At 68.3% G+C, this 14,784-nt stretch carries 12 protein-coding genes and 1 tRNA gene; 7 read left to right on the top strand and 6 right to left on the bottom strand.

Features of this window, described 5'->3' with window-relative positions; translation table 11 throughout:
• Positions 1-113: 113 nt before the first annotated feature.
• The 4 genes from thrS to pdxH all read right to left on the bottom strand — a co-directional run bounded on the left by thrS (position 114) and on the right by pdxH (position 5,643).
• Positions 114-2,108: a threonine--tRNA ligase gene (thrS, locus tag V7Q48_RS14735; RefSeq protein WP_333839026.1), complete on the bottom strand. Its 1,995-nt coding sequence runs from the start codon at positions 2,106-2,108 to the stop codon at positions 114-116.
• Between the two features lie 229 nt (positions 2,109-2,337).
• The gene (locus V7Q48_RS14730) at positions 2,338-3,633 is read right to left on the bottom strand and encodes a glycosyltransferase family 39 protein (RefSeq protein ID WP_333839025.1); all 1,296 of its coding nucleotides are present in this window, start codon (positions 3,631-3,633) and stop codon (positions 2,338-2,340) included.
• Positions 3,634-3,712: 79 nt separating this feature from the next.
• Complete coding sequence (locus V7Q48_RS14725) at positions 3,713-4,729, bottom strand: cation diffusion facilitator family transporter (RefSeq protein ID WP_333839024.1); 1,017 nt, start codon at positions 4,727-4,729, stop codon at positions 3,713-3,715.
• A gap of 275 nt (positions 4,730-5,004) precedes the next feature.
• Entirely contained in the window at positions 5,005-5,643 is a 639-nt protein-coding gene (gene pdxH / locus V7Q48_RS14720) for a pyridoxamine 5'-phosphate oxidase (RefSeq protein ID WP_333839023.1), read from the bottom strand.
• A 153-nt stretch (positions 5,644-5,796) separates the two neighbouring features.
• Between pdxH and V7Q48_RS14715 the strand changes: the two genes are divergently transcribed.
• From V7Q48_RS14715 to groL, 7 genes are all read left to right on the top strand, one after another.
• A complete protein-coding gene (locus V7Q48_RS14715) occupies positions 5,797-6,750 on the top strand; it encodes a DnaJ C-terminal domain-containing protein (protein WP_333839022.1) in 954 nt (317 codons plus the stop codon).
• A gap of 62 nt (positions 6,751-6,812) precedes the next feature.
• Positions 6,813-7,868: a YihY/virulence factor BrkB family protein gene (locus tag V7Q48_RS14710; protein ID WP_333839021.1), complete on the top strand. Its 1,056-nt coding sequence runs from the start codon at positions 6,813-6,815 to the stop codon at positions 7,866-7,868.
• A 62-nt stretch (positions 7,869-7,930) separates the two neighbouring features.
• Positions 7,931-8,734: an enoyl-ACP reductase FabI gene (gene fabI / locus V7Q48_RS14705; protein ID WP_333839020.1), complete on the top strand. Its 804-nt coding sequence runs from the start codon at positions 7,931-7,933 to the stop codon at positions 8,732-8,734.
• A gap of 70 nt (positions 8,735-8,804) precedes the next feature.
• Entirely contained in the window at positions 8,805-10,133 is a 1,329-nt protein-coding gene (locus tag V7Q48_RS14700) for a chloride channel protein (protein WP_333839019.1), read from the top strand.
• A gap of 148 nt (positions 10,134-10,281) precedes the next feature.
• Entirely contained in the window at positions 10,282-11,631 is a 1,350-nt protein-coding gene (locus V7Q48_RS14695) for an MATE family efflux transporter (RefSeq protein WP_333839054.1), read from the top strand.
• Between the two features lie 190 nt (positions 11,632-11,821).
• A complete protein-coding gene (gene groES / locus V7Q48_RS14690) occupies positions 11,822-12,109 on the top strand; it encodes a co-chaperone GroES (RefSeq protein WP_110763794.1) in 288 nt (95 codons plus the stop codon).
• A 46-nt stretch (positions 12,110-12,155) separates the two neighbouring features.
• Positions 12,156-13,799 carry a chaperonin GroEL gene (gene groL, locus V7Q48_RS14685; RefSeq protein ID WP_333839018.1) on the top strand — a complete coding sequence of 548 codons (1,644 nt, stop codon included), beginning with the start codon at positions 12,156-12,158 and terminating at the stop codon, positions 13,797-13,799.
• Positions 13,800-14,004: 205 nt separating this feature from the next.
• Here groL and V7Q48_RS14680 read toward each other — a convergent pair whose 3' ends face one another.
• A complete protein-coding gene (locus tag V7Q48_RS14680) occupies positions 14,005-14,523 on the bottom strand; it encodes a GNAT family N-acetyltransferase (protein WP_333839017.1) in 519 nt (172 codons plus the stop codon).
• An 85-nt stretch (positions 14,524-14,608) separates the two neighbouring features.
• Positions 14,609-14,683 (bottom strand) — tRNA-Gly (locus V7Q48_RS14675).
• Positions 14,684-14,784: the final 101 nt, after the last annotated feature.

The following is a 14,784-nucleotide window of genomic DNA, read 5'->3' as shown; positions in this document are numbered from 1 at the left end:
GCCCTAGGAGCCCCCGCTTGGGCCATGAAGCCCCAGCTTGCGTCATGGGCCGGGCCGGAAAACGGCCTCCGCCCTGACCCCTCCCGCAACCGGGAGGGGATTTCCCAAATCGCTCAGCGCTTCAGATCGGGGGCCAGGCCGTCCTCGCGGATCAGCGCGATGGCTTCGGCTAGCGGCACCACCTTCTGCGCCTGTTCGCCCAGCCGGCGGATGGCGACGGTGCCTTCCTCGGCCTCGCGCTTGCCCACCACCAGCAGGTACGGGACCTTCTGCAGCGAGTGCTCACGCACCTTGTAGTTGATCTTCTCGTTGCGCAGGTCGCTCTCGACGCGGATGCCGGCGGCGCGCAGTGCTTCGGTGGCCTCGAGCGCATAGCCGTCGGCGTCCGAGACGATGGTCGCGACCACCGCCTGGACCGGGGCCAGCCAGGTCGGCAGGCGGCCGGCGAAGTGCTCGATCAGGATGCCGATGAAGCGTTCGTACGAGCCGAAGATCGCGCGGTGCAGCATGACCGGGCGGTGGCGTTCACCATCTTCGGCGATGTAGCCCGCGTCGAGCCGCTCGGGCAGCACGCGGTCCGACTGGATCGTGCCGACCTGCCAGGTGCGGCCGATCGCGTCGGTCAGGTGCCATTCGAGCTTGGGCGCATAGAACGCCCCTTCGCCCGGCAGCTCTTCCCAGCCATATTCGGGCGTGGCGAGCCCGGCGGTGGCGACCGCGTCGCGCAGCTCGGCCTCGGACTTGTCCCACAGGTCCTCGCTGCCGAAGCGCTTTTCGGGGCGCAGCGCCAGCTTGATCGAGTAGGTGAAGCCGAAGTCCTTGTAGATGCGGTCGGCCAGTTCGCAGAACGCACGCACTTCCTCGACGATCTGGTCTTCGCGGCAGAAGATATGCGCATCGTCCTGGGTGAACTGGCGCACGCGCATCAGCCCGTGCAGCGCGCCGTGCGGCTCGTTGCGGTGGCAGCAGCCGTTCTCGTACAGCCGCAGCGGCAGCTCGCGATAGGACTTGAGGCCTTGGCGGAAGATCAGGACGTGCGCCGGGCAGTTCATCGGCTTGAGCGCCATCCAGTCGGCATCGCCGCTGATGACGGGGCCTTCGTCCTCGGTGTTGGGCACCTCGTCGGGGATCACGAACATGTTTTCGCGATACTTGCCCCAGTGGCCCGACTGCTCCCACTGCCGTGCGTCCATGACCTGCGGGGTCTTGACCTCGCGATAGCCTGCACCGTCGATGGCGCGGCGCATGTAGGCCTCGAGCTCGCGCCAGATGAGATAGCCCTTGGGGTGCCAGAACACCGAGCCGTGCGCTTCCTGCTGGAGGTGGAACAGGTCCATCTCGGCGCCGAGCTTGCGGTGGTCGCGCTTGGCCGCTTCCTCGAGACGCGTGAGGTGCGCGTCGAGCTGCTTCTTGCTGAGCCAGCCGGTGCCGTAGACACGGCTCAGCATCGCGTTCGACTGGTCGCCGCGCCAATAGGCACCCGACACGCGCGTCAGCTTGAACGCGTTGGGATCGAGCTTGCCGGTCGAGGCGAGGTGCGGGCCGCGGCACATGTCGAGCCAGTCGCCACCCGACCAGTAGACCGTCAGCTCCTCGCCCTCGGGCAGTTCGGCGGCCCATTCGGCCTTGAACGTCTCGCCCTGCTCGCGCCAGCGCGCGATCAGCGCCTCGCGGCTCCAGACTTCGCGCTTGAGCGGCTTGTCGGCGGCGATGATGCGGCGCATCTCGGCCTCGATCGCGGGGAGGTCCTCCTCGGTGAAGGGACGCTCTGCGGGCGCGAAGTCGTAGTAGAACCCGTCGTCCGTCGCCGGGCCGAAGGTGATCTGCGTGCCGGGGAACAGCGCCTGTACGGCCTCGGCCAGGATGTGCGCGAAGTCGTGGCGCACGAGTTCCAGCGCGTCGGCCTCGTCCTTCGCGGTGACCAGCGCCAGCGTGGCGTCGCCCTCGAAGGGACGGGTGATGTCGAACAGCTCCCCGTTCACGCGCGCGCCGATCGCGGCCTTGGCGAGGCCCGGGCCGATCGCGGCGGCAATGTCGCCCGGCGTGGTGCCCGGCGCCACTTCACGCAGCGAACCGTCGGGCAGGGTGATCTTGAGCAGGTCTGACATCGTGTCTCTCTCGCGGGAATTCGGGCTGCGCTTTGGCACAAAGGGCGCGGCCGCAAAAGGGGCGGCATCCGAAAGCATTGGCCGGTGCGGGAGAGAATGCCATCCCCCGAACCGGGGTGGTGGCATCGCGCAAGTCGCCCGATCAGGCGTGCAGGCGCGTCCACCCCCGGAACACCGGGGTGGCGGTAGTGGTCGTGCAAGGGCGCAAGCCTGAGTGCATGCGCGTCTCTTAGCGTGCCGCGGCGGCGCTGTCACGCCGTGTCAGCGCCGCCGCGACGACCCAGCCCGCCGCCATGCACACGAAGGGCATCGCCGGATAATGAAACCGCGACTGGCCGGAGAAGACCAGCGCAATCAGGCTGGGATAAGCGACGATGCCATAGGGCAGCAGCCACCAGTCGACCGGGCCGAGGCCGGCGCGGCGGCGCTTGCGGACCATCAGCGGCACTGCGGCGGCGGCCAGCGCCAGCAGCGCCCAGTACCACGCCTGGTTGGCCACGCGCAGCAACAGGAAGGCTCGCGGCGCCGCGGCATAGGCCGGCGATCCCGTCTCGTAAGCCCATAGGCCTTCGCCGTCCGGCCCCCACAACCGCACCAGCTTCATCGGCATGAGCCCCACAAACCGCGCCGGATGGGCCGCGATCCAGGCCATGCTCAGCCGCTTGGCCTCGGCGTCCTTGGCCAGCTCGCCGAGGTCGGTGCGGGCATCGAGGGCGCGGACCACCGGGTCTTCGGGCGTGAAGCCGCCGCGTGCGCTATCGTTGTTGCCGGTCAGCAGCGTGATCCCGCCGTTGGTCGAAACCGCGACAAAGGCGCCGAGTTCGCGCTGGTTGCGCAGCGACCACGGCATGACCACCAGCGCGGCAAGTGCGCCAAGCGCGAGACCCGTGCCGACAAGCGCGGGAAGGCGCCGCATCGCCCCGGTCTCGCGCCACAGCGCGATGGCGAGGATGAGCGGCACGACGACGAGGCTCTGCGCCTTGACCAGCGTGGCGAGGCCGAGGACGAGGCCGGCGAGCAGCGTGGCGGCCACCCCTTGCCGCGCCACCAGCAGCCAGCACAGCGCGAGCAGCAGCGTGGCGTAGAACACCTCGGTCAGCGCCAGCGGCACGTAGACTATGGCGTTGGGGTAAAGCGCCCAGAGCAGCAGGCCCATGCGGCCGGCCACTTCGCTCCCGAACAGCCGCCGGCCGAGGTCGAGCACCAGCCAGCCGGTCAGCGCCGACAGCGCAAGGTTGAGCAGTCCCGCGGCCCAGATCGCGGGGCCGGTCAGGTGGAATACCAGCGACAGGGCCATCGGCCAGCCCGGCGGCCAATAGGCGGTGGGCGCGCCATGATCGCCCAGATACCCGCGCCCGTCCGCCAGCATCGCCGCGCGCGAGAAGTACCAGGCCGCATCCGAACTGGGCTCGACCGCGGCCAGAATGGCGAGGCCACGCAGCGCGAGCGCGAGGCCGAGCACGGCCCAGGGGGCGCGGCGGCTGGTGGCGAACCATGCAAGGCTGCGGGCAAGGCTGTGCGGCATCGTTGCCGTGTAGCACGGGGTGGTTAACAAGGGGCGTTGGATTGCGGGGGTGGTGGAGGCTTTGAACGACCTCGTCGCCTCACCCCTCGCCCGGTGCGCCCTGCACGGCCAGCGCGGGGCTTTCGCCGTTCGGCCCGGGCGCAAGCAGGTCCTGTGCACCCATCGGGCCTTCGTCCACGTGGCCTTCGGGATCGGGATGGATCAGCACCTCGATGTCGGGAAATTCTGCCAGCAGCAGGGCCTCGATCTCGTCCATCACGCGGTGCGCCTGCTTGACGGTCATGTTGCCGTCGACCCAGACATGGAACTGGACGAAATCGCGGTTGCCGCTGGTGCGCGTGCGCAGGTCGTGCAGGCCTTTGAGCTGCGGATGCCGCGCGACGACCTCGAGGAAACGCTCGCGCTTCTCGATCGGCCACTCGTGGTCCATCAGCTGCTCGATCGCCTCCTGCGAGGCGCCCCATGCGCCCCAGCCCAGCCAAAGCGCGATGCCGAGGGCGAACACCGCATCGGTGCCGGCGAGATGGAACGTGCGCTCGATCAGCAGCGCGGCGATCACCGCGAGGTTGAGGAACAGGTCGGACTTGTAGTGGACGTTGTCGGTGCTGATGGCGAGGCTGTTGGTGCGCCGGATCACCGCGCGCTGGTAGGCCAGCAGCGCCAGCGTCGCGCCGATCGCGATGACCGATACGACGATGCCCGAATCGGCCTCGATCGCCTTGTCGCCCGACAGGAACTGCATCACCGCGCGCCAGGCGAGGCCCAGTGCCGAGAACGAGATCAGGATGACCTGGAACAGTGCGGCGAGCGCCTCGGCCTTGCCATGGCCGAAGCGATGGTTGTGATCGTCGGGGATCGCGGCGATCCAGACGCCGAGCAGCGTCGCCAGGCTGGCGACGAGGTCGAGCGCGGTGTCGGCCAGGCTGCCGAGCATCGCCAGCGAACCGGTCTGCACCACGGCCCAGGCCTTGAGCCCCAGGAGCAGCAGCGCGACCGTGCTGCTGGCGATCGCCGCCCGGCGGTTGAGATCGCCGTGCGCGGGCTGGGCGAGGCGCGGCGGGTCGATGGTTCCGGTGGGCAGCGTGGTCTCGGTCATGCGCCCTCCTAGGCGGCGTGGATAAATTCCACAACGCCACGGTTGCCCTGTAAAAGGCCCTGGTGAGGCGCGAGGACGCAGGAGGAGTGGGTCTCCTTCAAGGACGAGCAACGCTGCCAGGGCCTTTTACAGGGCAACCCCTTTCGGGGCTGGACCAAAAACCGCCATTTCCGCGTCGGCTCGTCGCACAATATTCCCGATATTGCGCTTCCTCGCCTCCTTGAACTGGCGGTTTTTGCCTCCAGCCGTGGCGCTGTGGAATTTGTCCACGCCGCCTAGGGGTAAAGCAGCGTGCTGGTCCAGCCGCCCGCGCCGTCGGCCACGAAGCGCCGGCGCTCGTGAAGACGGAAGTCGCGATCCTGCCAGAACTCGATGGCATCGGGAACGACGCGATAGCCCGACCAATGTTCCGGGCGCGGCACGTCGCCTTCGGGATATTGCGCGCGCAGCGCGGCGACGCGCTCGAGATAGACCTCGCGCGAGGGGAGCGGGCGCGACTGCTCCGAGGCGGCGGAGCCCAGCCGCGATTCGGGGTGGCGGCTGGCGAAATAGGCATCCGCCTCGGCGGGGGTGACCGCGACAACCGGGCCTTCGATGCGCACCTGGCGGCGCAGGCTCTTCCAGTGAAACAGCAGCGCCACGTGCGGATTGACGGCCAGTTCGCCGCCCTTGCGGCTGTGCAGGTTGGTGTAGAACACGAAACCGCCGCGGCGCTTGGCCTCGGGCGTGCCCAGGTCCGGCCCATGGCCCTTGAGCAGCACCATGCGCACAGAGGGCGCGCCTTGCGGCGTGGCGGTGGCCAGCGCCATGGCGTTGGGATCGTTCGGCTCGCTCGCCTGCGCCTGCGCAAACCAGCTGTCGAAGATGGCGTATGGGTCGCCGTGCGGGATGGCGTCCTGGATCTGGTCGGTCACGGGTTCGAGTGTCCTGTCCTGTCGATCAAAGCGCCTGTCGTGGCGCGGTCGCTCCGGGAGCGCGATGATGTCGATCAATGCGCCCTAGCGGCAAGTCCGCCACGGTGAAAGCGAGCCTTGCGGGCAGGGCCCCGCGCCCCTAGCTAGAGTGCCATGGCAGCAGATCCTTATTCCATCCTGGGTGTGGCGCGCAGCGCGAGCGAGAAAGAGGTCAAGTCGGCCTATCGCAAGCTCGCCAAGGACCTGCACCCCGACACCAACAAGGACAATCCCAAGGCGACCGAGCGGTTCGCCGAGGTCACGCGCGCCTACGACCTGCTCTCCGACAAGGACAAGCGCGCCAAGTTCGACCGCGGCGAGATCGACGCCGACGGCAACCCGGCGATGCCCTTCGGGGGCGGCGGGTTCGGCGGCGCAGGCTTTGGCCGCGGCGGGCAGGGCGGCTTTCGCCACGACGGCGGGTTCGAGACGGGCGGCGCCGACGGCCCGGACCTGTCCGACCTGTTCGAGGGCCTGTTCGGCGGGCGCGGCGGCATGGGTGGTGGCATGGGCGGCGGCTTCGGCGGCGGACGCCGGGCCGCGCCGCCCAAGGGCGCTAACGTCAGCTACCGCCTGCAGGTGCCCTTCGTCGAAGCCGCGACGCGCGCGCCGCAACGTGTCACGCTTTCGGGCGGCAGCACGATCGAATTGAAACTGCCTGCCGGTGTCGAGCACGGCCAGCAGATGCGCCTCGGCGGCAAGGGCGAGCCTGGGCCGGGCGGTGCCGGCGATGCGCTGGTGACGATCGAGATCGGATCGCACCCGTTCTTCGTGCGCGACGGCGACCACATCCGCCTCGATCTTCCGGTCACGCTCGACGAGGCGGTGAACGGTGCCAAGGTCAAGGTGCCCACCGTCGACGGCGCGGTCATGCTGACCGTGGCGCCGGGCAGCAGCAGCGGACGCACGCTGCGGCTCAAGGGCAAGGGGTTCAGCCGCAAGGACGGCGAGCGCGGCGACCAGTTGGTGACGCTGCAGATCGACCTGCCGGGTGCCGACGAGGACCTCAGGGCACGGCTTGCCGGCTGGCAGGACACACGCAACCCGCGCGCGCGCTTCGGCGTCTGAACATGACCATCGCGGGGGGCGGGCAGGGGAGCCAAGTGGCGCCCGGTGCATTACCCCCTGATATGGACGGACAATACGACAGCGAGACCGCTCACGACATGCCCGGGGTGCCCGAGGGTGCTATCCCGCTCGTGCCCGATCTCTCGCCCGAGGCGCGCCGCCGCGCCGCGCTGCGCCAGCGGATGCGCGCCGAGTGGGACGATGCGCGCGCCGAGCTCAAGCCGGGGTCGCGATTCTTCGAACTGCTCAAGCGTATCTGGACCGGGGTGATCAACGACGGCTTCATCCATGCCGGCAACTTTGCCTACATGGTGCTGATCGCGCTGTTCCCGTTCTTCATCACCGGAGCCGCACTGTTTTCACTGATCGGCGAGAACAGCCAGCGCACCGCCGCGATCAATACGGTGCTGCGCGCCATGCCGCCGGTGGTGGCCAAGACCATCGACCCGGTCGCGCGCGCCGCGGTCGAGGCGCGGACCGGCCACCTGCTGTGGATCGGCGGACTCGTCGGCCTGTGGACGGTGGGCAGCCTGGTCGAGACGATCCGCGACATCCTGCGCCGGGCCTACGGCACCGGCTGGGAGCATGCGTTCTGGCGCTATCGCCTGATGTCGACCGGGCTGATCCTCGCCTCGGTCGTGCTGATTCTCGTCTCCATCGTGGCGCAAGTGGCGATCGGGGCCGCGCAGGAAGTGATCTTTGCGGGCCTGCCGCAATTCGCCCGCTGGGCCGACGGCCTCGCCGCCAGCCGCTTCGTGCCCACGCTCGTCTTGTTCGGCGCCTTGTGGCTGCTGTTCCTGTCGCTGACCCCCTCGCGCTATCGCTCCAAGGCCTATCCCAAGTGGCCGGGCGCGTTGCTGGTGTGCGTGTGGTGGGTGCTGGTGACGACGCTGTTGCCCAAACTCCTCGCTCACGTTTTCTCCTACGATCTCACCTACGGTAGTATGGCAGGGGTGATGATCGCCCTTTTCTTTTTCTGGCTGGTCGGCATAGGGATGGTCGTAGGTGCCGAACTCAACGCCGCGCTGGCCGAGACACCGGAAGAGCGCGACGTGCTGGGCCAGGCAGACGATCGCGCACGGTCCCTCCGTCAGGCCGGCGCATCGTCACAGGAATGACTGGCCGCCGGTGATCCCCCCACGCGGGGACCGGCCGGCGCAAAGTACAGGCACGAGGGTTCATGACCGGATTGATGAAGGGTAAGCGGGGTCTCATCATGGGCCTTGCCAACGACAAGTCCCTGGCATGGGGCATTGCCCGCCAGCTGCACGAACACGGCGCGGAACTGGCGTTTTCGTACCAGGGCGATGCCCTGGCCAAGCGCGTGCGCCCCTTGGCCGAAAGCCTGGGCAGCGATTTCCTCATTGATTGCGACGTGTCCGACATGGACGCCCTCGACGCCGCCTTCGACCAGCTCAAGGCGCGCTGGGACACGATCGACTTCGTCGTCCACGCGATCGGCTATTCGGACAAGAACCAGCTGCGCGGCCGCTATTACGACACCACGCTCGACAACTTCCTGATGACGATGAACATCTCGGCCTACAGCCTGGTCGCGGTGACCAAGCGCGCGGTCGAAATGATGCCCAACGGCGGCTCGATCCTGACGCTGACCTATTACGGCGCCGAAAAGGTCGTCCCGCACTACAACGTCATGGGCGTCGCCAAGGCCGCGCTCGAGGCGAGCGTGCGCTACCTCGCCAACGACTGCGGGCCGCAAGGCGTGCGCGTCAATGCGATATCGGCCGGCCCGATCAAGACGCTGGCCGCCAGCGGCATCGGCGACTTCCGCTACATCCTCAAGTGGAACGAGCTGAACGCCCCGCTGCGTCGCAACTCGACGATCGAGGACGTCGGCGGCTCGGGCCTCTATTTCCTGTCCGATCTCTCGGCGGGCGTCACCGGCGAGGTCCATCATGTCGACGCCGGGTATCACCTCGTCGGCATGAAGCAGGAAGACGCGCCCGACATCGCGTTGAGCTGATCGGCGCCTGTCGGCAAACGCCGATCTTTTTAGGCGAAATCCGCAGCAAGGGGGCGTAAGGCCGGCGACCATGTCCCAGCCTGATGCCCCCGCGCCCGACTCTCCGCAACACACGGCGCCGCGCGGCGCCCTTCCGCGTTCGGTCGCGGCGGCGAAGAACCTCCAGCCCCGCCTCGCCGCGCTGGGTGGCGCGTTGGCGCTGGGCCTTGCGGCGATCGTCTTCGCCCGCGCCGGCGAAGCGGCGCAGGCGCTGTTCACCCGGCTGGTGACGGCGCAGCCGCTGGCGCCGCTGGTGTTGACGCCTGCCCTGTTCGTCGCCGTCACCTGGCTGACGCGCACCCGCTGCGCGGCGGCGCGCGGGTCGGGCATCCCGCAAGTCATGGCCGCGGCCGAAGCGCCCGCGCACCCGGCGATGGTGCCGCTGCTGTCGCTGCGCACCGCGCTTGCCAAGTTCGGCGGCACGCTGGCGATGCTGCTGAGCGGCGCCTCGGTCGGGCGCGAAGGGCCGACGGTGCAGATCAGCGCGGCGATCATGGTTGCGGTCCATCGCTGGTTGCGCGTGCCGGTGGGCTCCGGCGTCATCATCGCCGGCGGGGCCGCGGGCGTTGCCGCCGCGTTCAACACACCGCTGGCGGGCGTCGCCTTCGCGATCGAGGAACTTGCCGCCGCGTTCGAGCAGCGGCTCGCGCTGCTGGTCATGCTCGCGGTAATGACCGCCGGTCTCGTCAGCCTCGGCCTGTCGGGCGACTATGTCTATTTCGGCGCGATGAGCCAGCGCGTCCCGATCGTTCCGGCGCTTGTCGCGGCGCTGGGCACCGGCGTCGCCGGCGGGCTTGCGGGCGGTCTTTTCGCGCGCATCCTCAGTACCTTCGGCACGATCGGGCATGGCTGGATCGGGCGTCTCAGGGCACGGCCCGTCGCGCTCGCGGCGGGGCTGGGCCTGCTGGTCGCGGTGATCGGCATCGCCACGCACGGACTGACCTGGGGGACGGGCTACGGCACCACCCGCAGCCTGCTGTCGGGCGGAGAGGCCTCGCTGTGGTTCGGGCCGGCCAAGTTCGTCGCCGCGCTCGCCACCGCGCTCAGCGGGGCGCCAGGCGGGATCTTCGCGCCGTCGCTGTCGGTCGGCGCGGGGCTGGGCCAGCTGGCCGGCACTCTGTTCCCGCCGGGCTATTCGGGGGCCGTGGCCATGCTCGGCATGATCGCCTATTTCGCCGGCGTGACGCGGGCACCGCTCACCGCGGTCATCATCGTCATGGAGATGACCGCCGATCGCGGCATGATCCTGCCACTGTTCGCCGCTGCGCTGGTGGCCGACTACGTCAGTGCGCAGATCTGCCCGGAAAAGCTCTATCACGCCCTGTCGCACCCGTTCCGGGCGACGCCTGCCGCGCACTGAAGTTGCACGCCGTGATCGGGCCGGGGAGGTCCTTTCCTCGCGGACGCGTAGCCCCTATGGCCGTCGCATGTCCGCCTCCGTGCCCTTGCCGTCTCCTGATCTCGCCCCCGATCGAGCTGGGCATTACGCCCGTGGCGAATGGCGCGAGATGCTGCGTCTTGCCGCGCCGCTAGTCGGGGCCAACCTGCTGCAAATGGCGGTCTTCGCGGTCGACGTGCTGTTCGTCGCGCGCCTCGGGCCCGAAGCGCTGGCCGCCTCAGCGCTTGGCGTCTCGGTCTTCGGCCTGCTCATCTGGAGCCTCAGCGGCCTGGTCGGCGCGGCATCCCCGCTGATCGCGGCAGAGCTGGGCCGACGCCGCCATGCCGTGCGCGAGGTGCGCCGCACGGTGCGCATGGCGGGCTGGGTCGGGGTGATCGCCGCGCTCGTCGCCGTGGGCCTGTGCCAGTTGGGCGGGCCGGTGCTGCGCGCGACGGGGCAGGCCGAGGCCGTCGTCGTGCGCGCCGTACCCTTCCTGACCGTGCTGTCGCTCGCCTGCGTGCCGATGGTGCTGGCCTCGCTGCTGCGCACGGTCGTCTCCACGCTCGGCCGGCCGGGCATCGGCACCGCGATCACCGGCATGGCGGTGGGCGTGAATGCGCTGGGCAACTGGATCTTCGTGTTCGGCCACGCCGGCATGCCCGCGCTGGGCCTGATCGGATCGGCCTGGTCGAGCGTCGTCACCAGCAGCGCCATGCTGCTGGCCTATGCGCTGGTGCTGCGCTTCGATCGCAATCTCCATCGCTACCGCCTGCTTGGCCGCTGGTGGCGTACCGAATGGCGCCGCTTCTTCGAGGTGTGGAAGATCGGCCTGCCGATCTGCGCGACGATCATCGCCGAGGCGGGGCTGTTCAACGGCGCGGCGCTGCTGATGGGCCGCATCGGCGAGCTGCAGCTGGCTGCGCATACCGTGGCGCTGCAACTGGCCAGCATCTCGTTCCAGGTGCCGTTCGGGCTGGGGCAGGCCGCGACGATCCGCGTCGGCCTTGCCTATGGCGCCGGCGACCGGCAGGCCATCGCGCGGGCGGGATGGACGGCTCTGGCGATGAGCGTCGGCTTCATGGCGCTCACCGCCGCGATCATGGTTATCGCGCCGCGCTTCTTCGTCGGGCTCTATGTCGATACCGCCAACCCCGGCAATGCGCCGCTGGTCGGCTACGCCGTCCAGTTCCTGATGGTGGCGGCGGCATTCCAGCTGTTCGACGGGGCGCAGTCGACATGCGGTGCGATCCTGCGCGGGCTGCAGGACACGCGCATCCCGATGGCCATCGCGCTGTTCGGCTACTGGATCCCGGGCCTCGGTACCGCGATCTGCCTCGGCCTGTTCACGCCTCTGGGCGGCACGGGCGTCTGGCTCGGCCTGATGGCGGGGCTGGTCGTGGTCTCGGCGATGCTGCTGTGGCGCTGGCACAATCGCGATCACCTGGGCCTTTTGCCGTCGCGGGACACCTTGGCCGGCTGATCCTGGCCCGATGCCCGACCGCCCTGCCGCGCCAGGCTTGCCATCGGGTTCCCGGCCGCGCAAAAATTTTCACCGGTGATCGCTTGACGCTCCTTCGCCCCCCACCCATATGCGGGGCGCTGGCACTCTCGGTATGAGAGTGCCAAGCAGAAATTCTTGTGCCAATTCTGATTGGAAGAGGGAGCAACCCATGACTTTCCGTCCGCTGCACGATCGCGTGCTTGTGCGCCGCGTCGAAGCCGAGGAAAAGACTGCCGGCGGGATCATCATCCCCGACAGCGCCAAGGAAAAGCCGGCTGAGGGCGAAATCGTCGCCGTCGGCACCGGCGCCCGCGCCGAGAACGGCACCATCACGCCGCTCGACGTCAAGGTCGGCGATCGCGTGCTGTTCGGCAAGTGGTCGGGCACCGAAGTGAAGGTGTCGGGCGAAGACCTGCTCATCATGAAGGAATCGGACATCCTCGGCGTGATCGGCTGATCACCCGGATTTCCTGCCTTACATCCCCTATTCGAAGGACAATATCATGGCTGCCAAGGACGTACGCTTTTCGCGTGACGCACGCGAACGCATCCTCAAGGGCGTGGACATCCTCGCCGACGCGGTGAAGGTCACGCTCGGCCCCAAGGGTCGCAACGTCGTGATCGACAAGAGCTTCGGCGCTCCCCGCATCACCAAGGACGGTGTGTCGGTCGCCAAGGAAATCGAACTCAAGGACAAGTTCGAGAACATGGGCGCGCAGATGCTGCGCGAAGTGGCCTCGAAGGCCAACGACAAGGCCGGTGACGGCACCACCACCGCGACCGTGCTGGCCCAGGCCATCGTGCGCGAAGGCATGAAGTCGGTTGCAGCCGGCATCAACCCGATGGACCTCAAGCGCGGCATCGATATTGCCGTGACCAAGGTCGTCGAGAACCTCAAGTCGCGTTCGACCCCGGTTTCGGGTTCGTCGGAAATCGCCCAGGTCGGCATCATCTCGGCCAACGGTGACGTGGAAGTCGGCGAAAAGATCGCCGAAGCCATGGACAAGGTCGGCAAGGAAGGCGTGATCACCGTGGAAGAGGCCAAGGGCCTCGAATTCGAACTCGATGTCGTCGAAGGCATGCAGTTCGACCGCGGCTACCTGTCGCCCTACTTCATCACCAACCCCGACAAGATGACCGTGGAACTCGAGAATCCCTACATTCTCATCCACGAGAAGAAGCTGTCGTCGCTCCAGTCGCTGCTGCCGATCCTCGAGGCCGTAGTGCAGTCGGGCCGTCCGCTGCTGATCATCGCCGAAGACATCGAAGGCGAAGCGCTGGCCACCCTCGTGGTCAACAAGCTGCGCGGTGGCCTCAAGATCGCAGCCGTCAAGGCACCGGGCTTCGGTGACCGTCGCAAGGCCATGCTGGGCGACATCGCCACGCTGACTGCCGGCGAGATGATCTCGGAAGACCTCGGCATCAAGCTCGAGAGCGTTACGCTCGGCATGCTTGGCCAGGCCAAGAAGGTCACGATCGACAAGGACAACACCACCATCGTCGATGGTGCCGGTGCGGCCGACGACATCAAGTCGCGCGTCGAGCAGATCCGTGCCCAGATCGAGGTGACCACCTCGGACTACGACCGTGAAAAGCTGCAGGAACGCCTGGCCAAGCTGGCTGGCGGCGTTGCGGTCATCAAGGTCGGCGGTGCGACCGAAGTCGAAGTCAAGGAGCGCAAGGACCGCGTTGACGACGCCCTCCACGCCACCCGCGCTGCGGTGGAAGAAGGCATCGTGACCGGCGGTGGTACCGCGCTGCTCTACGCCACCCGCGCCCTCGAAGGCCTCACGGGTGCCAACGAAGACCAGACCCGCGGCATCGACATCGTCCGCAAGGCGATCACCGCTCCGGTCAAGCAGATCGCCGAGAACGCCGGCAGCGACGGCGCCGTCGTGGCGGGCAAGCTGCTCGACCAGTCGGACGAAGGCATCGGCTTCAACGCCGCCACCGACGTCTATGAAAACCTGAAGGCCGCCGGCGTGATCGACCCGACCAAGGTCGTGCGCACCGCTCTCCAGGACGCGGCCTCGGTCGCCGGCCTGCTGATCACCACCGAAGCGGCGATCAGCGAAAAGCCCGACGACAAGCCCGCTCCCGCCGGCATGCCCGGTGGCATGGGCGGCATGGGCGGCATGGACTTCTAAGTCCGGCCACTCTCGTCGACAAAAAAAGGGCCGTCCGGGAAACCGGGCGGCCTTTTTCGTTGGGTTTGGCTACGTACTAGGAGGGCCCCTCCACCACCCGCTGCGCGGGCGGTCCCCCTCCCCGCCTTCGGCAGGGAGGATCAGATCCTCCCCATGGAATGGGGAGGGGGACCACCGCGAAGCGGTGGTGGAGGGGCAGGCGGCCTCAGACCCGCTCGAGCAACACCAGCGTCTCGCGCCCCTCGTCCTCGTAAGTGCCGTAGCGTGCGAACCCCAGTCGGTCCGCCAGCCTGAGCGAGGCGGCATTGCCCTCGTCGATCATGCAGGAAATGCGCTGGCGGCCGTGCACGGCATCGAACCACTTGAGCGAAGCGCGCATCGCCTCGCGCGCAAGGCCCTGGCCCCAGTAGCGTTCCGCGATGATCCAGCCCGCCTCGGGCACGTCGTCGAGCCCCTGCGCGAAGCCGCGCCATGAATGGAACACGCCGGCGATGCCGATCACGTCGTCCTCGCCATGCAACCGGCACACGAACAGCCCATAGCCATAGAGCGACCACGAGCCGGCGCCACGCAACAGGCGCGAGAATTCCTCGGACTTGCCCGTTGCCGGATTGCCGAGATGCTGCCGGACGGCCTCGGAGGCCATGAGCGCGACGAAGCCGGCATGATCGCGCCGGTGAGGCTGCCAGAGCGTCATGCGCTCGGTGGTGATGACGGGGTCCATGGCGGGCATGGTGGCGCAAGGCGTCGGCGATGGCCAGTGGGCACTTGCCGGATCGCCAAGCGGCGGATCATGGTGGGAAGCAAACTGGAGCGGGCGAAGGGATTCGAACCCTCGACCCCAACCTTGGCAAGGTTGTGCTCTACCCCTGAGCTACGCCCGCTCGGCGTTTGCGTGGGCTGGCGATAGCGCCGGCCGCAGCCTTTTGAAAACTGGAGCGGGCGAAGGGATTCGAACCCTCGACCCCAACCTTGGCAAGGTTGT

The sequence above is a fragment of the Novosphingobium sp. genome, from assembly GCF_036803765.1.
Classification (GTDB): Bacteria; Pseudomonadota; Alphaproteobacteria; order Sphingomonadales; family Sphingomonadaceae; genus Novosphingobium.
The sequence above is the reverse complement of the archived record's forward strand: the minus strand, read 5'-3'. Positions and strand labels throughout refer to the sequence as shown.

Bases quoted from the DNA above. Each gene is read 5' to 3' on its own strand.
- V7Q48_RS14695 (WP_333839054.1), top strand. From the start codon at position 10,282: ATGCTGCGTCTTGCCGCGCCGCTAGTCGGGGCCAACCTGCTGCAAATG.
- groL (WP_333839018.1), top strand. From the start codon at position 12,156: ATGGCTGCCAAGGACGTACGCTTTTCGCGTGACGCACGCGAACGCATC.
- V7Q48_RS14700 (WP_333839019.1), top strand. From the start codon at position 8,805: ATGTCCCAGCCTGATGCCCCCGCGCCCGACTCTCCGCAACACACGGCG.
- groES (WP_110763794.1), top strand. From the start codon at position 11,822: ATGACTTTCCGTCCGCTGCACGATCGCGTGCTTGTGCGCCGCGTCGAA.
- V7Q48_RS14725 (WP_333839024.1), bottom strand. From the start codon at position 4,729: ATGACCGAGACCACGCTGCCCACCGGAACCATCGACCCGCCGCGCCTC.
- V7Q48_RS14680 (WP_333839017.1), bottom strand. From the start codon at position 14,523: ATGGACCCCGTCATCACCACCGAGCGCATGACGCTCTGGCAGCCTCAC.
- V7Q48_RS14715 (WP_333839022.1), top strand. From the start codon at position 5,797: ATGGCAGCAGATCCTTATTCCATCCTGGGTGTGGCGCGCAGCGCGAGC.
- thrS (WP_333839026.1), bottom strand. From the start codon at position 2,108: ATGTCAGACCTGCTCAAGATCACCCTGCCCGACGGTTCGCTGCGTGAA.
- fabI (WP_333839020.1), top strand. From the start codon at position 7,931: ATGACCGGATTGATGAAGGGTAAGCGGGGTCTCATCATGGGCCTTGCC.
- V7Q48_RS14730 (WP_333839025.1), bottom strand. From the start codon at position 3,633: ATGCCGCACAGCCTTGCCCGCAGCCTTGCATGGTTCGCCACCAGCCGC.
- V7Q48_RS14710 (WP_333839021.1), top strand. From the start codon at position 6,813: ATGGACGGACAATACGACAGCGAGACCGCTCACGACATGCCCGGGGTG.